Below are 16,510 nucleotides of genomic sequence, written 5' to 3'. Positions count from 1 at the left end.
CACGTAGCCTGACAGGCTGGCAGAATGGAACAGGATCAAGACCAAGGAGGGTCGATAGATGCTGAACCTGGTGGACGCCGAAGCGATCAGGAGCGCGCTGCAGCCGCTCGCCGACATCGCGGACGCATATGATAGCAACGCACTCGACGAGGCCCGGAAGGAATGGGGCGAGACCGACCCCGCCACGGTCGAGCTGTATCAAGGCAGGGGTGGCAAACGCATGCTGACCCTTCAGGACGCCTTCCGTGCACGTGACGCCATCCGGTCCCTGCCATGATCGGGGCGCTCGTCAAGAAGTCTCGCATACGGCTCCTCAAGGCCCGACTGCGGAGCTTGTCCCGCGCGATCCACAACCACTATGCCCGGTTCGACTGCGGCATCCATCTGGCCGACCACATCAGCCCCGTAGGCCCACAGCTGAAGGCGAAGTTCGCCGAGCAGTACGAACGCCTGCGGGAGTTGGACCCGGAAGCACCTGAGAGGATGCGATGAGCAAGCCCGTAACGCTGTGGCGGCTGGGGTGGCTGCTGATCTGGCATCACATTGCCGGCTGGAGGATCAAGCCGGGCTGCGTCATCGTACAGCAGGAGGCTGGGGTCGGCGTCCATGTGGCCGTGTGCATGGAGCGCCCTGATGGCTGAATGGAAGACGATCATGCAGCCGATCCTCCAGAAGCTGGACGTCGCGTCGAAGTTCAATGGCACGGCCAGCTGGAACGCCGAAGGCGCTGGAGCCCTGGCGGGGTTGCTGCGCAAGATGATCGACATCATCGACAACCAGATCGAATGCCGGCGCGAAGGGCGTGTGGACAACCAGCTCCATGCGCGCGAGATGCGTCTGTTCGGTTCGGTCGCGAATGACTGGTCAAAGGAAGAACTGCTGCTTGTGATCGAATGGCACATGCTCCAGCAGAGCCGGACCCATGATGCCGAGCGGCGCATCAAGGAACTCAAGGGCGAGATAATTCGCATTGCAGAGGAGAGAAAGAATGGCGGACCTTTTTGAACAACTGCCCAAGAAGGGTGAAATCTGGGAGCACACCAAGACGGGAGGGCGCTACGAGATCGAGGGCTCGACCTTCAACACGCTGACCGACACGGTGGACGTGAGCTACATACCGCTCTACGCTTGCGAGTATTCGCGCTTCAATCGGCAGCTGCTGCGGCATCCGAAGGCGTTCATGTCCAAGAACGAGGATGGAACCCCAAGGTTTTCTCGGGTAGAATTTCCGACGCCAATGTAAACTCTGGGGGGGGCGGCGTTGAAGTGGATAATCGCTAAAATCGAGAGATGGTGGGAGGGAGAGTATCGTCCCTATGAAAATGACCCGAGGAACGGAGTCATTGTTATAGGCGGATATTTCGAAAGACACTGGACTTCGAACGCGGCACGGTCGGTTGTCGAGCATCTTCAGGAACACTGGAAGTTCTGGATCATGGCGACCATAGCAGCGGTCACGGCGTGGGCAGGTGTAGCTGCGTTGAACAACGAGGACATAGGGCATGACCAAAGTCAGCCGGGAATTGCTTCTCCTGATCGAGGCGCGGCAGTGGCTAGAGATACTGATCCACGAGACGAGCCTGGACCCAGCGACAACTAGAATGGAGTCTGCTTCTGTGGGGTCGGACGGCAGGCGAACCACCAGTACCGTAACCCTGGCGGAGACGTTGGATAAGATCGACGGCTTGGACGTGCCCGTAACAGACCGGGCCGACAATGATACGTGAGCAATTCCAAATGAATAATGTGAAATTAATTGCACTGTCGCCGGTTCGGTGGCAGTGTAGATTTATGGGATCAACCAAGGAGGGTGACATGATCCAGACCAAGGCACTCGGGGGCGCTGAATGAGCCGCATCCGACTGCACCGCGAACACGGCCTCAACCCCACAATGCCCGTCTGCTTCTGGTGCGGCGAGGACAAGGGCGAAGTCGCTCTTCTGGGGTCTTCGTACAAAGGCGAGGCCCCGATGAAGATGGTCCTCGACTACGTGCCCTGTGAGGCATGCGAGCAGCAGATGTCCCTCGGCATCACCTGCATGGAGGCGGACGAACCCCACAAGACCGGGCACCCGCCCTTCAGCAAAGGCAGTTCGATCTCGCCGACGGGTCGCTGGGTCGTCGTCAACCGCGACGCCTTTGGGGACTTCCCCGTTGAAGACGCGTTGAAGGCGCAGGTCATGGATCGCGGCAAGTGCTTCCTCGACACCGAGACCTTCTCGTCAGTGTTCCAACAGACCATCAGTGAGACAGCAGGAGAACCAGCATGAACCTTGAAGACGCACTCAAGGAGGTTCTGGCCCTCCTGTCGGAAACTGACGACGCCTTCGATCACGACAAGAACGTCTGCTTCTGCGGCACCAAACAGGATGCGTTGGACGCGGCCCTGAAGCTGACTAATGAGATGCTCGACAATGATTGCGTGCTCTGGGTCATGCAGGTCGCATCGGTCATGCAGCTGCTTGCCACCGCCCTTTCGATCAAAGCGTCAGACTCGCACGACATGCTTACGGTGGTGCGCATGGCGATGACGGAAACGCTCGCCGAAGACGGGAACCGGGCAAACATCGAAGAGATGTTGAAGAAGGTAGATAGGAGCCCCTTTGCTGCGATGGCGAAGGGAAATTAATTTCACTTTCGGGGCCTTGCCTCGGGGCAGGGCCTCTCGGACCAACCAAGGAGGGTGCCGTGACGAAGAAAACACCAGAGGACGAGACCGGGAAGAAGACCGCGAAGGTCACGGTCAGCAAGGGCAGCGCGCCCAAGAAGACTGATCCGGGTTGCATGGAGCGCCTGATGGCCCTGATCGCCGAGGCCCGTAAGCATGTCGGCATACTGGCCGCGTCCGAGCTGCGGCTGGCCGAAATCCTCCACGAGCTCTACACCGACGACCGCTTCCCGGACTGGAACGAATATCTGGTGCAGATCGGCGTGGACTACCAGAAGGCCATGAAACTCGTCCGGGCGCATCGTGTGAAGCTGCGCATCCGCAACGGGATCGGCCTGACCGACAAGGTGGCCGCACAGATCGGTGTCGAGAAGCTTGCCGCCATGCAGCGCGGCCTCACCAACCAGAACATGCGCGAGATGGTCGGCCTGGCCGTCACAGGCACGGTGCTGTCCGTGCGTCACGCCTCCCGCACCCGTGTGATCCAAGAGACGGTGGTCGAGCAGTTCACGTTCCCCGCCGACTTCTGGCAGATGTTCGCCCCGTACCTCGCTGAGAACGGCGCGTTCTTCCACGGCAGCAAGCTCAGGAACCGCGAGGCGGCGCTGGCCAACATCGTCCGCAAGGCAAGGGCCTGGGACAAGTACCAGCTCGGGGTCGAACGCCGGAAAGCCAAGGCTGAGGAGAAGGCCGTGCTGCTCGCCGAGACCTGATCTGCGATGCGCAATTAATTGCAAGGAGATGCCCATGGCGGCGTACGCGAACCTGACCGAAGCTGAACGAGAACGCCTCGAAATGCTGATCGAGGAAGCCGGCGAGATCATCACCATAGCCACAAAAGTTCTTCGCCACGGATACGACAACCACCACCCAGACGATCCGGCGACAATCACAAACCGCCATCACCTGGAGCGCGAGGTGTTGGACCTTCAGACGGTCTACGCCCGCATGATCGGGGAGGGTGACGTCTCACGGGACAGTCTGATGGTCGATCTCAATGCCGAGTGGAAGCGCAAACTCTTTTGGACGAGGCATCAGGAAGGGAGTCCTCAATGAACCACGACGAACTCACGGATCGCTGGCACAAGTCGCAGTATGACGCCGTGCGATACGCTCACCCCGAGCACGATCTGCCCGAATGGGAAGACCTGCCGGAAGAGAAGAAGCAGAAGGTGCGCAAGGCGAACAACGAGCAGCAGAAGTTCATGAATGACCTCGGCGCGGCCATCAGCACCGGGGGTCCGCTGCCCGATCCTTTTAGGGGCCGGTCATGAGCGCCCGTGACGTCGGCCACAGGGGCACCCGCACGACCTTCCTCGACATGAACGAAGACGAGCTGCGCGATCTGGTGCGCAAGTTGCGCAAGGAGAAGCGCCGGCTCAAGGATCGCCTGAAACAGGCCAAGGCGAGCCCCGATTTCTTCGAGGCGGAAGGCAACCGGGGCGGCTCCCTGATCCGCATCGAGAAGGTGTTCGAGCGGGACTTCAAGACCGTCAAGGAAGGCATGGTGCGCCTGACCGTGGGCGAAAGCTGCGTCTTCACCTGCCGCGATCTGGAAATCAGTGTTGTCGGCCTCGCCGCCGTGCTGACCCAAGCCTACGACATCGGCTTCCAGAAGGTGGTGGATGCGTACCTGGCCAAGGGTGGGGGCAGTCCCTCCATCAGCGTGAAGCACGACCTGCCGCCGAAGGAGACGCCATGATCGTCGTAAAGGTGGAGCTCTGGAGCGCAGTCACCGGCAAGAAGAGAAAGCTTGCGGAAATGCGCATCTCCAACGATGGCACCGGCACCGATGCCAAGAGCCACTACGACGGAGCGATCATGCGCAAGCCTGATTTCCGGGAGGTGACCCGTGAAGCCCGCGTCGAGGACCACAGACGGCACGCCCTGACCGTTTGGCACCTCGTGGCCAAGATGCTCAAGACAATGGGGTACGTATGATCGATGACGGCTTCCGAGGATCGGTCTTTACCCAGCGAACGGCCCAAGGGGTGGACTATTGTGACATCGAAGACGGACACGGGCAGCCGAAGGGACGCCATACGCGAACGAATAAGGGCAAGGGTGGTGGAGGCCCCCGCACCCGACTGGATGCCGGCGGACCTCGGCCCCTGTCTGCTCTGGACCGGCCCGACGAGCGGTGACGGGCGAGGGGGAGGATACCCACGCATGAGCCTGAACGGGCAGACGGTGGCTGTGCACATCGTGAACTGGACGAACGAACATGGCTACGTGCCCGGAAAGAAGCAGCTCGATCACCTCTGCCGCAACCGGCTCTGCATCTCGGACAGGCACCTTGATCTTGTCACGCCCAAGCAGAACCAGAGGAGGAAGGTGGAAGCGCGCTCGCTGAACCGCCACAACGGCGGTCCTCCCTTGCGTGATGAATGCAATTAATTTCACGGAGACGTCATGAACTATCCTGACACCACCACCGAGCCCACCAATCACACCCGCAGGGCGGCAGCGGAGGCAAGCTTCCAGAACTACACCGACGCGCAGCTTGCCCACCAGACGGTCGTGGTGGGCCGTACGGACGTCAACCTGGCGCAGATGCAGTACGCGGCGCGGGACCGCATCCTGAAGCTCTCCTGTGAGCTGTGGGACGCCCGTCAGCGTATCGCTCAGCTTGAAGAGAAACTGGCAGAGAAGGAGAGCGCAGAGTGCACTGAACTTCACCGGCCCGCGCCCGCAGTGTAGGGTCAAGGAGACTACCAGCAACCAAGGAGGGGGTCGTGCATATGACCATCAGAGACATCATCGAGAACTGCTTTTTGATTGCAGTCTTCTCTTTCCTGATCGCCTTCCTTTTCGTATGATCGTGTGCAATTAATTTCACGGAGAAAGCAATGTCGGGAATTTCGACAGTGATGAAGAACGCGTCCAAGGTTCAGGAGATGGACAGCGCCCAGGTGTTTGCCAATGTGCTGAACACCGACCTTCACGCCATGAAGTCGTATAGCGGGACCGTGAACTACCAGCCCGCCGACGCCATCCGCCTTTCGCGCATCCTCTCGGAGTATGAGCAGATGAACGTGGCGTCTCTGCGCAGTGACCAGCCCAAGCTTCAGGGCAAGGAGCCGCTGCGCGATCCGAAGCACGTCTTTGGCGCTTCCTGATGCAGAAGACCTGGACCTGGGACGAGATCACGCCGGAGCAGCTTCATGCGCTGCTGCTGACGGGGCGCTCGTACTCGGCTCTGGCAAGTGAGTTGGGTGTGTCGCGGAACGCCGTGAGTGGCCGCGTCCACCGCCTCCGAAAGGCTGGGCTCCTGCCCACGCTTCCGGGACAGGACAAGCCTAAGTCGCGCGTCACCCCGAAACCCAAGAAGCCCAAGCCCGAACCCAAGCCGAAGGTCGAGCTGCCGGAGGAGGACGAGGAGCCCATCCGCCCCACGCTCGCACCGCCGACAAACCCGCCCGTCAGTATCTTGGCACTGGAGGCGGGCATGTGCGCCGTCATTGTGCAGGAGAGCCCGGTGCGGTACTGCGGCTGCCGGCCTCTGGCGAACGAGAATTTCCGGTTCTGCGCCTACCACGCAGAGATCATGATTTCGCGAGACAAGACCCGACGGTCACGTCACAGACCGAAGAGACCCTACCGATGACGAAGACGACACCCAGCCCCGAAGCCCTGAAGCACGCCATTTTCTCGCAGCACGACAAGCCTGAGCGCTGGGTGGCACTGGACGAGATCGAGCAGTTCCTGCCGGACCCCGAGTTTTACGCCCTGTTCGTCGAGGTGTGGACCAACAGCGAGAGCAACGACCTGAACCTCGGATTGATCGACCGCCTGATCGACCGCAGGGGTGTGCACGCAAACGTCGTGATGCCCGTCCTGAGCGACGAGGACCGGCGTCTGATGACCATGCTCAGGCGAAACCCCCGTATCTGCCGTGGCGCTACGCTTGAGAGGCCGTACAGCGACTATTCGTGGAGCGTGGATCGGGGCAAGGCCCTCTGGTTCGCCAACCGATGCTCTGACGCCACGCCAGTCATGATCGAGGGGATCGCGGACACCGAGAAGGTGCTGTTCACTTATATGGGGCGCGGCGAGTCCGAGGTCGCCATACGAACCTGCGATGTCCACGACAAGCTGGTGAACGTGATTGGCCCGTACAGGAGGTGCGAGAGCTTCGAAATTTTCTCTGCGGTTCAGCGTGGCGGGGACGCGGCCTTGTTCGATCCACTGGTGACACTTCAGATGCGTCTGATGCACCAAGCGCGAACGCGGGACGTGACCGAGAAAAGCCTGATGGCCGAGATGGAAGCATGGATCACGGACCTCGAAGACATGGGCTTCAAGGCCATGCCGCAGAAGAAGCGTGAGCTGGTCGCGCGGATCGATTGGTCTACCGTGATGTCGGCATCCGACTGATGTCGATTTCGTGCAATTAATTGCAAATTCTGGTGGACGGGAGCCGGCACCCTGGTAAGATTGAGGCATAGGGAAATCCAACCCACTCAACGCGCCAAGGAGGGCGACATGAGAAAGACATTTGGCCGGAAGCGTGAAATTAAATGCACTCGCGACTTTGATCGCCGCAAGGCGCAGGCCGTGATGCCGAAGAGTGAACGCGAAGACAACGACAACTGGAATGGTGGTCGTGGCTCCAAGAAAGCGTTCGATCTGCCGTCCCAGCCTGTCGATCAGACCGCCCGCAAGGTGCGTGTCGAAGGTCTCGTCTTCTACGTGATGATGGCTCTCTTCCTTGGCGTCGTCATTTACTCCGGCTGGACCGTCGGTGCCCAGCTGTTCACCCCCGTTATCGAAGCCCTGCAGACCATTGGAGGCTGATGTGCTGAACGCGTTTCAGGCAGCGATCATGGAGGCAACCGGCGTCGGTATGCCCGACGAGTTGGCCCAGATCGAGGAGATCATGCGTGGCGAGAACAATCGCCCGCTTGATGAGTTATCGCAATCCGAGTTCGCAGACCTGGCGCGGGACGCCAAAGAGGCGAACGACATCGTGAAGGAGATGGGAGCTTGACCGTACCGTTCCAGCAAGAGATCGAGAACCCGCTGTTCGAGCAGACTGATTGGGACGATCATCAGGTGATCGTGGTCGGTGTGCACGAGAAATACAGGTTCAACGACACGTCGGTGACCGGCCTGATCCGCATCATCAAGCCTGACGACGATACGCTTGGCGACGTCGAGTCGTTCAAAGACCTGTTCGGCAACGAGATCGTGACAGATAGCGCAGGTGCCCGACGCCTCGCAAAAACGCTCCTTGAGGCCGCAGACGCAGCGGATGCCCTGTCGTCGAAATAGCGAAATTAATTGCACTTTCGACTGGACGCCATGCACCCATTTGGTAGTATGGATTGTACCAATGAGCCAAGGAGGGCTAGACATGAGTGCATTTCAGAGCGATGTTTATCAGGCATTCCGATCCGTAGAAGTCCCGGAGGATAAAGCCTTGAAAGCAGCAGAAGCCTTGAGCGTACGCGACAAGGACGTCAACGATCTCAAGCACGACGTATCCGTCGTCAAGTGGATGGTGGGCTTCGTACTTGCCATGCAGCTGGCAGTTTTCTTGAAGGCATTCATTCCCTTCTGATTTTCTTTGGCCGGGGCTGTGCAGTTAATTGCACGGCCCTCGCTACACGCAACACTCAGGCAGGAGAGAAAGATGCCGAAGCTGAGAAACGGTTCGAGCGAGATTGGCAAGTTCACGCAGTGGCTGGGCCGCAAGTGCCGCAACCACAATCCTCTCGAAGAGCTGTCCCTGAAAAAGAGACGTGACGGGTCCGGCGTCTTCCTGACCCGCAAGGGCAAGACGGCGCAGGTCGGTGCGGTGGCAAAGGTGCCAGATCGCTACAAGGCGCGGTCCAAGGGCAACATGTCCGTCCTGGAGGAGGATGACGGCGTGCTGCTCTACGAGTTTGGCGAGCGCTGCTTCGAGATCACCGTTCGAGAAGTCGAGCCCGAAGAGTATGCCGAGAAGGCGAGGGTTGCGGTCGGTTACTGACCGCCCACGGAAGGCTGGATGACTGTTTCCGGCTCCGGTTTCACAAGACGGCCTTTGAAAATGTCCAGCAGAAACCGGGCACCTGCCAAGGAGGGCACCATGAAGAGAGAAGTCGTAGCGCCGACCGTCGAGAAGGACGAGAGCGGTATTCGCCCCGATGATACGATCAGCAGGCACCCTGCTTTTGGCGGGATCGTCGCGCACCGCATTTCTGGGCACCGAGCCCTCTTCGGCAGCGACTTCCGACACCGGCACTTCATGCGCGTCACGATCACGACGAGCGAACACGTACGCAGCCTGTCCGGTGATCGCTACCACGGCAGCCTGCGCTCGATCATTGCTGTCGATATGACGGAAGCGCAGTGGGCGGAGTTCATCAGCGCGCCGAATATCGGAACCGGTGTGCCCTGCACAATCGATAGCTTCAACGGCGAGATGATGCCCCTTCTGCCTGACCCGGAGGACAAGCGGGACGTGTTTGGCCGGGAGGCGCGTAAAACGCTGGACGACGGGCTGCGCGAGCTCGATCAGGTCATGGAGATGCTTGCCGATACGAAGGGGCTGTCCAACGCGGCCCGCGAGCGGCTGACGTCCCGGATCGATGCGGCCAAGCGCCAGCTCGGCCCGAACATCGACTACGTGGCCGAGCGGTTCGGCGAGCATATGGAGGAGACCGTAGCCAAGGCCCGGCAGGAAATCCACGGCCACATGGTTCGGCAGCTCACGGGTGGCGATCCTGACGCGAAGGCTCCTCTGGAACTACCGGCCCCTGAGCCGAAGACCAAGCCCGGCAAGATAAAGATCGTGAAGAAGGTGCCCAAGGGATGAAGCTCTTGCACGTCGCGACTGTCGCGATCCTTGCAGCTGTCGTGATCCTCGGGCAGGCCGCCCTGGTGAAGCTGGGTGAGCCCCAAGCCGTGTGGCTGTATTGCCGCATGTTGTCGTTCTGCAATTAATTGCAAAGGCAGGAGAAGAACGTGCCGATCATCATCAAGAAGAGGGTGCTGAAGAAAAAGCCGGCCCCGGACGCGCTGGTGGAGCCCCGGCCTCAGAAGCCCGCAGCCAAGGCCCCGCCGCCGGCCACCGAGCGGACGCCCTTCGAGAAGCTTCCGGTCGCCGCGTCGGTGGAGGAGCTGTTTGCCAGCGGTGGCAAGATGCGCGCCCCGGCTCCGACCACCTGCAAGCTGTGCGGGCACCTGTACGGCTTCCCCTGCCACGGCGAGAAAGCCACCTGCATGAACGCGAAGTGGGCTCGGGCGCGCGGCAAGGAAGTGGCGGCGTAGTGCCGCCGGGGATTTATCTGACAGGGAGAAACCGATGTCCTTTTTTCAGCAGCTGGAAGGCGAGGCCGCCGTCGTCATAGAGAACGGCGTGTACAAGCAGGTCGATCTGTACGCTCGTCACGGCAGGCTCTACGCCAAGGTGGCCGGCGGCTTCGTCAAGCTGATGGCGGATGGGTCCACCACCAAGGCCCGCATGCGCCTCGAAACGCTCAGCTTCGACGGCGATTTGTACCGGGACAAGATGGGTCGCCTGATGGCGGGGCCGGGGGACGGCGCGATCAAGATCGATACCGACCGCGCTCTGCGGCTTCTGGGGAGCTCTCAATGAGATCGAACCTCGAAGACATCGACGTGTGTATGCACCACCAGACCCACTCTGCTGTGCTCGTAAGCGATGACGGCAACGAGGCGAATGCCGTCTGGATACCGAAGTCCATGTGCGAGCTGGAGCACAAGGGAGGGCGCTCCTGGGTGCTCACCGCCGAGCAGGGTTACCTCGAAGACAAGGGGCTGGTCTGATGGCTATCGTGATCAAGCGCAGGGTGAAGGCTCCAAAGCCGCAGCCGGTCGTCTCCCGGAAGCAGGCACCCGAGCATCTGGATAGCATGTGCCTCGGTGTCCTGGGGCAAAGTCCTGACGCAGCGATCCCGTGGTGGCTGATGGCGAGCTACCTCTACTACCACCACGACGTGTCCCTGTTGTCTGACGGGCTCTACGACATGATAGCCAAAGCCATGCTTGAAGCGTGGCCAGAGCTGGAGCACGATCATAAGCATCTGATCACGGTCGATGACCTAAAGGCCGGCACGCTCTTCCGGCTGACAGCCAAGGACTACCCCAACAGGACGAAGGCTGCAGCGGTCGGTCTTGTGGATAGCAACATGGGGCTATCCATCAAGTACATACCAAGCTAGTGCAATTAATTTCAAAGAAGAGTTTGCGCGATGCCGATCATTATCAAGAAAAAGCAGAGAGTTAATGTCGATCCTGTTGTTGATGACGGGGAGGATGAGCTTTTGGTCGAGGGGTACTCTGCTGCCCAATCAATCGAGATAGCCAACAAGGCGTTAGACGATCTCGTCATTTTTCTTGCAAAGAAGGCTGCGCGCGAGGATTATGAGCGGTCCACCAAGGAGACCCTACCGTGACCCGCGCAGCCATCTACGCACGCTTCTCGACGACATTGCAGTCCGACAGGTCAATCGACGACCAAGTGACGCTCTGTAAAGCCTTCGCCATCCAGAACGGTTACGAGATCGTGGAGGTCTATTCGGACGCGGCCAAGTCGGGTGCTTCGATGCACAACCGCGATGGCGTCCGAAGCCTGATGGCCGACGCCATGATGGGTCATTTCGAGGTGGTGATCGTCGAGGCTCTGGATCGCCTGTCCCGCGACATGGAAGACCTGGCCGGCATCAGCAAGCGACTGAAGTTCGCAGGCATCGATCTGGTCGGGGTTCATGATGGCGTTGCGAGTACCGTGACTGTCGGCCTGCGTGGACTGGTCGGGCAGCTCTTCCGTGAGGACAATGTGCTGAAGGTTCGGCGCGGAATGTCGGGTCGTGTGAAGCAGGGGCTGTCTGGTGGCGGGCAAGCTTACGGCTATCGACCCGACCCCGCGAACAAGGGGCGGCAGCTGATCGTTGAAGATGAGGCCAACGTCGTCCGACGCATCTTCGAAGAGTACGCCGCCGGCTCCTCGCCCCGCTCCATCGCCCACGGCCTCAATCGCGACGGGATCACGCCTCCTCGGGGCAACAACTGGAACGCCTCGACGCTCAACGGGTCGGCACAGCGCGGCAATGGCATCCTGCATAACTCTCTCTATGTCGGAGAGCGCATCTGGAACCGGACCACGATGGTCAAAGACCCGGACACCGGGCGTCGGGTATCGCGGTCCAATCCCGAAAGCGAATGGGAGCGGGCTCAGGTGCCTGAGCTTCGCATCGTCAGTGACGAGCTCTGGGAGATCGCGCAGAAGCAACGCCGCTCTCCTCCGGGAACCCCGGCCAACTACCACAAGAGACCGAAGCGCCTTCTGTCCGGCCTGCTGAAGTGCGGCAGCTGCGGTTCGGGTCTGGCCGCCATGGGCAAGGACAAGTCGGGCCGGGTGCGTATCCGATGCTCGGCGTCCCGCGAGAGCGACACGTGTCCGAACCCGAGGACGTTTTACCTCGACCGGATCGAACGGTCGGTGGTCTCGGTCGTGCAGCAATTCCTCCGCAAGCCCGAACGCCTGGCCCTGTTCATCAAGACCTACCAAGAGGAGCAGGCCCGTCTCGTGAATGAGAGGCGGTCCCAGCGCGGCGTCTATGAGCGTGAGCTGGATAGGGTCGTGGCGAAGATCGACAAGATCGTGATGCAGATCGCAGACGACATCATCGACCCCGAGGATGCCCGCGCCGCAATGCAGAAGCTTCGCCCCCGGCGCAAGGAGCTTCAGGAACTGCTGGCTGACACCCCGGAGCTGCCGCCGGTCATCACGGTGCACCCGGTCGCGGCGCAGCTGTTCGAAGAAAAAGTCACGGACCTGCAGAAAGAGATGGAAGCAGGGGAGATCGATCCGCTATCGCTTGGCGCGCAGCTGCTGCGGGAGCTTCTGGTGAAGGTGGTGGTCTACAAGGACGATAAGACGGGCCGCGTAGAGGTTACGATCCACGGACACCTGAATATGCTGCTACACCAAGAGTCCCAAAAGCCCGGAAAAGGTGGGGTTCCAGCACAGAAAGTTGCTGGTGTGGGGTCCGGTGGTAGCGGAGGAGGGATTCGAACCCCCGACACAAGGATTATGATTCCTCTGCTCTAACCGACTGAGCTACTCCGCCAACCGAGGACAAAAACAGCTGCGTCGGCTGCGAGTCCGTTGCCTCAAGAAGACGCGCGGATATAAGGTGGCTGTGTCTGCCCTGTCAAGCGGGGTTCTTCGTTTCTTGGGGGAATTTGTCGTGGCTGTCGAATTCCCTTAAGAAAGGGCCGGGTTTTCCCTGGCAGGGTTGAGTCGCGGGTGCGGCGTCTGTATGTGTTTTCAGCGCCAAAATCTCGGGCGAAGGATTTGATGAAACCGCGTATTGCAGTACTCGGATGTGGCTATTGGGGCTCAAACCACATTCGCACGCTTAAGTCTCTTGGAGTGCTGGCAGCCGTCTCCGACGCCAATGAGGCGCGGGCCGAGGGCTTTGCCAGTGAGCATGATTGCGTCGCAATCTCCCCGGAGGCGCTCTTCGAGCACGACGATATCGATGCAATCGTTCTGGCCCTGCCGCCGCAGTACCACGCCGAATATGCCATCCGCGCCATGCAGGCCGGCAAGGACGTTCTTGTGGAAAAGCCGATCGCGCTGACCGTCGATGACGCCAAGCGCGCGGTCGGCGTTGCGCGCGAGACCGGGCGCATCATCATGGTGGGTCATGTGCTGCGCTTCCACCCGGCTTTCGAGAAGCTCAAGGAGCTGATCGACAAGGGCGATCTCGGCGAAATCCGCTATATTCATTCGCATCGTCTCGGCCTTGGCAAGTTTCACACCGAGAATGACGCCCTGTGGGATCTGGCGCCGCACGATCTCTCGATGATTCTCGCGCTGACCGGCGTTGCGCCGGAAGAGGTGCGCGGCGAGGGCGCGGCGCTGCTCGACCACCTGAGCGACTTCGCGCATCTGCACATGCGCTTTCCCGGCGGTCTGCGCAGCCATTTGTTCACCTCGCGCCTCAACCCCTATCGCGAACGCCGCCTGACGGTGGTTGGCGACAAGGCGATGGCCGTGTTCGACGATGTCGAGCCATGGGGGCGCAAGCTTGCCGTCTATCGTCATGCGGTCTGGCATGACAGCGGTCACTGGGCGTTCACGACCAATGAACCGACCTATGTGGACGTGGAAGAGGGAATGCCGCTCACGCGTGAGCTGCAGCATTTCATCGATTGTATTGAAACCCGCAAGGAGCCTCGCACCACCGGTGAAGAGGCAATCGAGGTTCTGCGCATTCTCACGGCAGGCTCCGTCACCCACGGCTGACGGGCACTGCCTTTCAGGCGCAATCGTGATCAATAACGCGCCCAAGCGGGCGCGTGTGCGCTGCTGATTTCAGAAAAATGCAGGCTGGTTTGGCGTGAAGTGCGGCGCAGGGCGCTCTACGCGCCCTGACCAGCCATGGTCGAGAGGCGCGTGAGCTGCGCTTCGGCTTCGGTGCCGCGCTCGGAGCGCTCGATGAAGCCGCCGCCATAGACGCGGGCCTCATTGCCGTCGTCGGAGTAGAGCACGCAGGCCTGGCCCGGTGCGACACCGGCTTCGCCCTCCGTCAGTTCGACCCAGGTGACGCCGTCTTCATGGTGAAGCACCGCAGGGCGGGGCGGCCGCGTGGAGCGAACCTTCGCAAACACTTCCATGCCGCCTTTGGGGAGCTCGCCAAGCGGTCCGTCGCCCAGCCAGTTCACCTGGCGCAGGAAAACCTTGTGCGTCTCGAGCGCCTCGCGCGGGCCGACGATCACGCGCGCATTCTCTGCGTCCAGATGCACCACATAGAGCGGCTCGCCGGTCGCGACGCCGATGCCGCGGCGCTGGCCGATCGTGTAATGCATCACGCCGTCATGGCGGCCGAGCCTGCGCCCGTCCAGATGCACGATCTCGCCCGGTGTGGCGGCTTCCGGCTTCAGCTTGCTGATGATGTCGGAATATTTGCCGCGCGGAACAAAACAGATGTCCTGGCTGTCCTGCTTGGTGGCGACGCTCAGGCCCATCTCTTCGGCGATGGCGCGAACCTCGGGCTTGGAGAGCCCGCCCAGCGGGAAGCGCAGATAGTCGATCTGCTCCTGCGTGGTGGCGAACAGGAAATAGCTCTGATCGCGCTCGGCATCCACGGGGCGCGTGAGCGCACGGTGAGCGCCATTGGCGCGGCTGCGGATATAGTGGCCGGTGGCCAGCGCATCGGCGCCGAGTTCGCGGGCGGTTTCCAGCAGATCGGCGAACTTGACGGTCTGGTTGCACGAGACGCAGGGGATCGGTGTTTCACCGGCCACATAGCTCTGCGCAAACGGATCGATCACGGCCTCGCGGAAGCGCTGCTCGTAATTCAGCACGTAATGCGGAATGCCAAGCGTCTCGGAAACGCGGCGCGCATCGTCGATGTCCTGACCCGCGCAGCATGATCCGGGGCGGTGAGCCGCCTCGCCATGATCGTAGAGCTGAAGGGTGACGCCAACCACGTCGTAGCCTTGTTTCGCAAGAATGCCGGCAACAACGGAGGAGTCTACGCCGCCCGACATCGCCACCACGATTCGGCAGTCCTGCGGGCGTCCGGGCAGGTCGAGGCTGTTCATTCGCTAGGTCTTCTTTGTCTTTATCGTGGCCGATTACATGCCAATGCGGCGAATATAGGTCAAGGATCGGGCCACCGCCACCCTGATAGGTTAACGCCCCTTTTGCCTGCAAACCCCAGCTTTTCCAAGGGGTCCGGAGCGTTTCCGGCGCAATTTGAAACAAATCTCAGGCAAATCCCTAACGCGGGATTCATGTCCGTTACCGTATGCTTACCATGTGCTTAGGCAAATTTTAAAGCCGGCGCACTAGCTTGTGAAACGGGTCTTGAGTTCAGGTAGAGAGTACTATGACCGAAATGGTTCGACCACGCGTAAAATATGTCATCGGCCCGGATGGCAGCCCGCTGACTGTTGCGGACTTGCCCCCGAGCAATACGCGCAGGTGGGTTATCCGTCGCAAGGCGGAAGTGGTTGCCGCAGTACGCGGCGGGCTTTTGAGCCTTGAGGAAGCTTGTCAGCGCTATCGTCTGACGGTGGAGGAGTTCCTCTCATGGCAGGCTTCTATCGAGGATCATGGCCTTGCAGGTCTGCGCACGACGCGGATCCAGCAATACAGGCATTGATCGGCTTTCGGAGCGCTTCTCTTCGCTAGAAGGGGCGGGCCGACTTCCAGTCAAAACCGTAAAAAGGGCCGGCGCTCGTCGCCGGCCTTTTTGCGTTCCCGGTTTCAGTCTGTGGATTCCTGCTGTGGATTCCCGAGCGCTGAACGCAAAAAAAAACGGCAGGGGATAACCCTGCCGCCTCGTGCAGAATGCGGTGTGGCGTGAGCGTAAAGGTCTAGCCGGTCATCGCGCGCGAGGGCGCGGCATCCGGGCGGGTGCGGTTTTCAAGCGCTTCGGCCTTGGCGAGTTCGGCTTCAGCCTCGTTCAGCTCTGCTTCGGCGCTCTTGCGCTGCTCGACCAGTTCGGCCTGGGAGGTGCGCAGATTGTCGCGGCGCAGGCGAGCGGCCTTTGCGAAGGTCGGGTAGGCGAAGTGATTGAGGTCGGTAATGCCCGCCTTCGTTTCCTCGGAGACGATCTGTGCATCCAGTTCCGCCGCCATGCGGTCGAATTCTGCGATCATCGTATCCAGCTGCGCCATCCGGCGCCGCTTCTCATTGACCTGAAACTGCTTCAGACGGACGAGATTTTCACGCGGCTTCATGCTCGTTACTCCCACAATACGCACACACCAGCGCCTCGCGGCGGCTGTCCGTCCCTTTTACGCCGGGTCGGAATACAAATGCTAAACGCACTTAGGAAACAAAATCCTAAGATTTAGCTTTCCCGGTAACCA

At 60.5% G+C, this 16,510-nt stretch carries 32 protein-coding genes, 1 tRNA gene and 1 pseudogene; 31 read left to right on the top strand and 3 right to left on the bottom strand.

Going from position 1 to position 16,510, the window contains the following annotated elements; genetic code table 11:
* The first annotated feature begins 58 nt into the window (after positions 1-58).
* The 29 genes and pseudogenes from DEJ54_RS18795 to DEJ54_RS18655 form a co-directional block, all read left to right on the top strand.
* Positions 59-277, top strand: a complete 219-nt coding sequence (locus tag DEJ54_RS18795) for a hypothetical protein (protein WP_113155909.1) — start codon at positions 59-61, stop codon at positions 275-277.
* Between the two features lie 211 nt (positions 278-488).
* Positions 489-641, top strand: coding sequence for a hypothetical protein (locus DEJ54_RS23280; RefSeq protein ID WP_162742346.1), 153 nt, complete (start codon positions 489-491; stop codon positions 639-641).
* Complete coding sequence (locus DEJ54_RS18785; RefSeq protein ID WP_113155907.1) at positions 634-1,005, top strand: hypothetical protein; 372 nt, start codon at positions 634-636, stop codon at positions 1,003-1,005. The genes DEJ54_RS23280 and DEJ54_RS18785 overlap by 8 nt, the downstream gene beginning before the upstream one ends.
* Positions 989-1,243 carry a hypothetical protein gene (locus DEJ54_RS18780; protein ID WP_113155906.1) on the top strand — a complete coding sequence of 85 codons (255 nt, stop codon included), beginning with the start codon at positions 989-991 and terminating at the stop codon, positions 1,241-1,243. The genes DEJ54_RS18785 and DEJ54_RS18780 overlap by 17 nt, the downstream gene beginning before the upstream one ends.
* A 259-nt stretch (positions 1,244-1,502) precedes the next feature.
* Entirely contained in the window at positions 1,503-1,727 is a 225-nt protein-coding gene (locus DEJ54_RS18775; protein ID WP_113155905.1) for a hypothetical protein, read from the top strand.
* A gap of 120 nt (positions 1,728-1,847) precedes the next feature.
* Positions 1,848-2,270 carry a hypothetical protein gene (locus DEJ54_RS18770; protein WP_162742345.1) on the top strand — a complete coding sequence of 141 codons (423 nt, stop codon included), beginning with the start codon at positions 1,848-1,850 and terminating at the stop codon, positions 2,268-2,270.
* On the top strand, positions 2,267-2,629 hold the full coding sequence (locus DEJ54_RS18765) for a hypothetical protein (RefSeq protein ID WP_113155903.1): 363 nt from the start codon (positions 2,267-2,269) through the stop codon (positions 2,627-2,629). Before DEJ54_RS18770 ends, DEJ54_RS18765 begins: the two co-directional genes overlap by 4 nt.
* Before the next feature lie 59 nt (positions 2,630-2,688).
* Positions 2,689-3,381, top strand: a complete 693-nt coding sequence (locus tag DEJ54_RS18760; protein ID WP_113155902.1) for a hypothetical protein — start codon at positions 2,689-2,691, stop codon at positions 3,379-3,381.
* A 34-nt stretch (positions 3,382-3,415) separates the two neighbouring features.
* Positions 3,416-3,724: a hypothetical protein gene (locus DEJ54_RS18755; protein ID WP_162742344.1), complete on the top strand. Its 309-nt coding sequence runs from the start codon at positions 3,416-3,418 to the stop codon at positions 3,722-3,724.
* Positions 3,721-3,942, top strand: a complete 222-nt coding sequence (locus DEJ54_RS18750) for a hypothetical protein (protein ID WP_113155900.1) — start codon at positions 3,721-3,723, stop codon at positions 3,940-3,942. Before DEJ54_RS18755 ends, DEJ54_RS18750 begins: the two co-directional genes overlap by 4 nt.
* Entirely contained in the window at positions 3,939-4,370 is a 432-nt protein-coding gene (locus DEJ54_RS18745; protein ID WP_113155899.1) for a hypothetical protein, read from the top strand. The genes DEJ54_RS18750 and DEJ54_RS18745 overlap by 4 nt, the downstream gene beginning before the upstream one ends.
* Positions 4,367-4,609 (top strand): hypothetical protein, encoded by a 243-nt coding sequence (locus DEJ54_RS18740; protein WP_113155898.1) that lies wholly within the window; start codon positions 4,367-4,369, stop codon positions 4,607-4,609. Before DEJ54_RS18745 ends, DEJ54_RS18740 begins: the two co-directional genes overlap by 4 nt.
* 60 nt (positions 4,610-4,669) lie before the next feature.
* Positions 4,670-5,065 carry an HNH endonuclease signature motif containing protein gene (locus tag DEJ54_RS18735; RefSeq protein WP_245447626.1) on the top strand — a complete coding sequence of 132 codons (396 nt, stop codon included), beginning with the start codon at positions 4,670-4,672 and terminating at the stop codon, positions 5,063-5,065.
* 15 nt (positions 5,066-5,080) lie between these two features.
* Positions 5,081-5,368 (top strand): hypothetical protein, encoded by a 288-nt coding sequence (locus tag DEJ54_RS18730; RefSeq protein ID WP_113155896.1) that lies wholly within the window; start codon positions 5,081-5,083, stop codon positions 5,366-5,368.
* Positions 5,369-5,517: 149 nt separating this feature from the next.
* The gene (locus tag DEJ54_RS18725; RefSeq protein ID WP_113155895.1) at positions 5,518-5,787 is read left to right on the top strand and encodes a hypothetical protein; all 270 of its coding nucleotides are present in this window, start codon (positions 5,518-5,520) and stop codon (positions 5,785-5,787) included.
* Positions 5,787-6,275: a GcrA family cell cycle regulator gene (locus tag DEJ54_RS18720; protein WP_113155894.1), complete on the top strand. Its 489-nt coding sequence runs from the start codon at positions 5,787-5,789 to the stop codon at positions 6,273-6,275. Before DEJ54_RS18725 ends, DEJ54_RS18720 begins: the two co-directional genes overlap by 1 nt.
* A complete protein-coding gene (locus DEJ54_RS18715) occupies positions 6,272-7,045 on the top strand; it encodes a hypothetical protein (RefSeq protein ID WP_113155893.1) in 774 nt (257 codons plus the stop codon). Before DEJ54_RS18720 ends, DEJ54_RS18715 begins: the two co-directional genes overlap by 4 nt.
* A gap of 108 nt (positions 7,046-7,153) precedes the next feature.
* Entirely contained in the window at positions 7,154-7,465 is a 312-nt protein-coding gene (locus DEJ54_RS18710) for a hypothetical protein (RefSeq protein WP_113155892.1), read from the top strand.
* Position 7,466: 1 nt separating this feature from the next.
* Entirely contained in the window at positions 7,467-7,658 is a 192-nt protein-coding gene (locus DEJ54_RS18705) for a hypothetical protein (RefSeq protein ID WP_162742343.1), read from the top strand.
* Positions 7,655-7,942: a hypothetical protein gene (locus tag DEJ54_RS18700; RefSeq protein WP_113155890.1), complete on the top strand. Its 288-nt coding sequence runs from the start codon at positions 7,655-7,657 to the stop codon at positions 7,940-7,942. The genes DEJ54_RS18705 and DEJ54_RS18700 overlap by 4 nt, the downstream gene beginning before the upstream one ends.
* A gap of 82 nt (positions 7,943-8,024) precedes the next feature.
* Entirely contained in the window at positions 8,025-8,231 is a 207-nt protein-coding gene (locus DEJ54_RS18695; RefSeq protein ID WP_113155889.1) for an integrase, read from the top strand.
* Between the two features lie 72 nt (positions 8,232-8,303).
* Entirely contained in the window at positions 8,304-8,642 is a 339-nt protein-coding gene (locus tag DEJ54_RS18690; protein WP_113155888.1) for a hypothetical protein, read from the top strand.
* A 99-nt stretch (positions 8,643-8,741) separates the two neighbouring features.
* Entirely contained in the window at positions 8,742-9,470 is a 729-nt protein-coding gene (locus tag DEJ54_RS18685) for a hypothetical protein (protein WP_113155887.1), read from the top strand.
* Positions 9,471-9,619: 149 nt separating this feature from the next.
* On the top strand, positions 9,620-9,925 hold the full coding sequence (locus tag DEJ54_RS18680) for a hypothetical protein (RefSeq protein WP_113155886.1): 306 nt from the start codon (positions 9,620-9,622) through the stop codon (positions 9,923-9,925).
* A gap of 34 nt (positions 9,926-9,959) precedes the next feature.
* Positions 9,960-10,253 carry a hypothetical protein gene (locus tag DEJ54_RS18675; protein ID WP_113155885.1) on the top strand — a complete coding sequence of 98 codons (294 nt, stop codon included), beginning with the start codon at positions 9,960-9,962 and terminating at the stop codon, positions 10,251-10,253.
* Positions 10,250-10,444, top strand: a complete 195-nt coding sequence (locus DEJ54_RS18670) for a hypothetical protein (RefSeq protein WP_113155884.1) — start codon at positions 10,250-10,252, stop codon at positions 10,442-10,444. The genes DEJ54_RS18675 and DEJ54_RS18670 overlap by 4 nt, the downstream gene beginning before the upstream one ends.
* The gene (locus DEJ54_RS18665; protein ID WP_113155883.1) at positions 10,444-10,839 is read left to right on the top strand and encodes a hypothetical protein; all 396 of its coding nucleotides are present in this window, start codon (positions 10,444-10,446) and stop codon (positions 10,837-10,839) included. Before DEJ54_RS18670 ends, DEJ54_RS18665 begins: the two co-directional genes overlap by 1 nt.
* 30 nt (positions 10,840-10,869) lie before the next feature.
* Positions 10,870-11,073 (top strand): hypothetical protein, encoded by a 204-nt coding sequence (locus tag DEJ54_RS18660; protein ID WP_113155882.1) that lies wholly within the window; start codon positions 10,870-10,872, stop codon positions 11,071-11,073.
* Positions 11,070-12,074, top strand: a pseudogene (locus tag DEJ54_RS18655) (recombinase family protein); the annotation flags it as partial. The gene DEJ54_RS18660 and the pseudogene DEJ54_RS18655, both read left to right, overlap by 4 nt.
* A 599-nt stretch (positions 12,075-12,673) precedes the next feature.
* On the opposite strand, the gene DEJ54_RS18650 reads toward DEJ54_RS18655, so the two are convergent.
* A tRNA-Met gene (locus tag DEJ54_RS18650) sits at positions 12,674-12,750 on the bottom strand.
* A gap of 230 nt (positions 12,751-12,980) precedes the next feature.
* On the opposite strand from DEJ54_RS18650, the gene DEJ54_RS18645 reads away from it, so the two are divergent.
* Positions 12,981-13,934: a Gfo/Idh/MocA family protein gene (locus tag DEJ54_RS18645; protein ID WP_113155881.1), complete on the top strand. Its 954-nt coding sequence runs from the start codon at positions 12,981-12,983 to the stop codon at positions 13,932-13,934.
* 116 nt (positions 13,935-14,050) lie between these two features.
* Here the strand turns inward: DEJ54_RS18645 and mnmA are convergent, their stop codons facing one another.
* A complete protein-coding gene (gene mnmA, locus DEJ54_RS18640) occupies positions 14,051-15,235 on the bottom strand; it encodes a tRNA 2-thiouridine(34) synthase MnmA (protein WP_113155880.1) in 1,185 nt (394 codons plus the stop codon).
* Positions 15,236-15,522: 287 nt separating this feature from the next.
* On the opposite strand from mnmA, the gene DEJ54_RS18635 reads away from it, so the two are divergent.
* Positions 15,523-15,798 (top strand): DUF1153 domain-containing protein, encoded by a 276-nt coding sequence (locus tag DEJ54_RS18635; protein ID WP_113155879.1) that lies wholly within the window; start codon positions 15,523-15,525, stop codon positions 15,796-15,798.
* 214 nt (positions 15,799-16,012) lie between these two features.
* Here the strand turns inward: DEJ54_RS18635 and DEJ54_RS18630 are convergent, their stop codons facing one another.
* Positions 16,013-16,378 carry a flagellar export protein FliJ gene (locus DEJ54_RS18630; protein ID WP_113155878.1) on the bottom strand — a complete coding sequence of 122 codons (366 nt, stop codon included), beginning with the start codon at positions 16,376-16,378 and terminating at the stop codon, positions 16,013-16,015.
* Between the last annotated feature and the right edge of the window lie 132 nt (positions 16,379-16,510).

Source organism: Nitratireductor sp. OM-1, assembly GCF_003296175.1.
Classification (GTDB): domain Bacteria; phylum Pseudomonadota; class Alphaproteobacteria; order Rhizobiales; family Rhizobiaceae; genus Nitratireductor; species Nitratireductor aquimarinus.
This window is presented reverse-complemented; position numbering and strand designations above follow the sequence as displayed.

Excerpts from the sequence above, each read along its gene's own strand:
- DEJ54_RS18775 (WP_113155905.1), top strand. The coding sequence starts at position 1,503 with ATGACCAAAGTCAGCCGGGAATTGCTTCTCCTGATCGAGGCGCGGCAG.
- DEJ54_RS18770 (WP_162742345.1), top strand. The coding sequence starts at position 1,848 with ATGAGCCGCATCCGACTGCACCGCGAACACGGCCTCAACCCCACAATG.
- DEJ54_RS18785 (WP_113155907.1), top strand. The coding sequence starts at position 634 with ATGGCTGAATGGAAGACGATCATGCAGCCGATCCTCCAGAAGCTGGAC.
- DEJ54_RS18635 (WP_113155879.1), top strand. The coding sequence starts at position 15,523 with ATGACCGAAATGGTTCGACCACGCGTAAAATATGTCATCGGCCCGGAT.
- DEJ54_RS18675 (WP_113155885.1), top strand. The coding sequence starts at position 9,960 with ATGTCCTTTTTTCAGCAGCTGGAAGGCGAGGCCGCCGTCGTCATAGAG.
- DEJ54_RS18725 (WP_113155895.1), top strand. The coding sequence starts at position 5,518 with ATGTCGGGAATTTCGACAGTGATGAAGAACGCGTCCAAGGTTCAGGAG.
- DEJ54_RS18780 (WP_113155906.1), top strand. The coding sequence starts at position 989 with ATGGCGGACCTTTTTGAACAACTGCCCAAGAAGGGTGAAATCTGGGAG.
- DEJ54_RS18765 (WP_113155903.1), top strand. The coding sequence starts at position 2,267 with ATGAACCTTGAAGACGCACTCAAGGAGGTTCTGGCCCTCCTGTCGGAA.
- DEJ54_RS23280 (WP_162742346.1), top strand. The coding sequence starts at position 489 with ATGAGCAAGCCCGTAACGCTGTGGCGGCTGGGGTGGCTGCTGATCTGG.
- DEJ54_RS18755 (WP_162742344.1), top strand. The coding sequence starts at position 3,416 with ATGGCGGCGTACGCGAACCTGACCGAAGCTGAACGAGAACGCCTCGAA.
- DEJ54_RS18795 (WP_113155909.1), top strand. The coding sequence starts at position 59 with ATGCTGAACCTGGTGGACGCCGAAGCGATCAGGAGCGCGCTGCAGCCG.
- DEJ54_RS18665 (WP_113155883.1), top strand. The coding sequence starts at position 10,444 with ATGGCTATCGTGATCAAGCGCAGGGTGAAGGCTCCAAAGCCGCAGCCG.
- mnmA (WP_113155880.1), bottom strand. The coding sequence starts at position 15,235 with ATGAACAGCCTCGACCTGCCCGGACGCCCGCAGGACTGCCGAATCGTG.
- DEJ54_RS18730 (WP_113155896.1), top strand. The coding sequence starts at position 5,081 with ATGAACTATCCTGACACCACCACCGAGCCCACCAATCACACCCGCAGG.
- DEJ54_RS18740 (WP_113155898.1), top strand. The coding sequence starts at position 4,367 with ATGATCGTCGTAAAGGTGGAGCTCTGGAGCGCAGTCACCGGCAAGAAG.
- DEJ54_RS18660 (WP_113155882.1), top strand. The coding sequence starts at position 10,870 with ATGCCGATCATTATCAAGAAAAAGCAGAGAGTTAATGTCGATCCTGTT.
- DEJ54_RS18645 (WP_113155881.1), top strand. The coding sequence starts at position 12,981 with ATGAAACCGCGTATTGCAGTACTCGGATGTGGCTATTGGGGCTCAAAC.
- DEJ54_RS18670 (WP_113155884.1), top strand. The coding sequence starts at position 10,250 with ATGAGATCGAACCTCGAAGACATCGACGTGTGTATGCACCACCAGACC.
- DEJ54_RS18750 (WP_113155900.1), top strand. The coding sequence starts at position 3,721 with ATGAACCACGACGAACTCACGGATCGCTGGCACAAGTCGCAGTATGAC.
- DEJ54_RS18630 (WP_113155878.1), bottom strand. The coding sequence starts at position 16,378 with ATGAAGCCGCGTGAAAATCTCGTCCGTCTGAAGCAGTTTCAGGTCAAT.
- DEJ54_RS18720 (WP_113155894.1), top strand. The coding sequence starts at position 5,787 with ATGCAGAAGACCTGGACCTGGGACGAGATCACGCCGGAGCAGCTTCAT.
- DEJ54_RS18695 (WP_113155889.1), top strand. The coding sequence starts at position 8,025 with ATGAGTGCATTTCAGAGCGATGTTTATCAGGCATTCCGATCCGTAGAA.
- DEJ54_RS18685 (WP_113155887.1), top strand. The coding sequence starts at position 8,742 with ATGAAGAGAGAAGTCGTAGCGCCGACCGTCGAGAAGGACGAGAGCGGT.
- DEJ54_RS18710 (WP_113155892.1), top strand. The coding sequence starts at position 7,154 with ATGAGAAAGACATTTGGCCGGAAGCGTGAAATTAAATGCACTCGCGAC.
- DEJ54_RS18690 (WP_113155888.1), top strand. The coding sequence starts at position 8,304 with ATGCCGAAGCTGAGAAACGGTTCGAGCGAGATTGGCAAGTTCACGCAG.
- DEJ54_RS18745 (WP_113155899.1), top strand. The coding sequence starts at position 3,939 with ATGAGCGCCCGTGACGTCGGCCACAGGGGCACCCGCACGACCTTCCTC.
- DEJ54_RS18715 (WP_113155893.1), top strand. The coding sequence starts at position 6,272 with ATGACGAAGACGACACCCAGCCCCGAAGCCCTGAAGCACGCCATTTTC.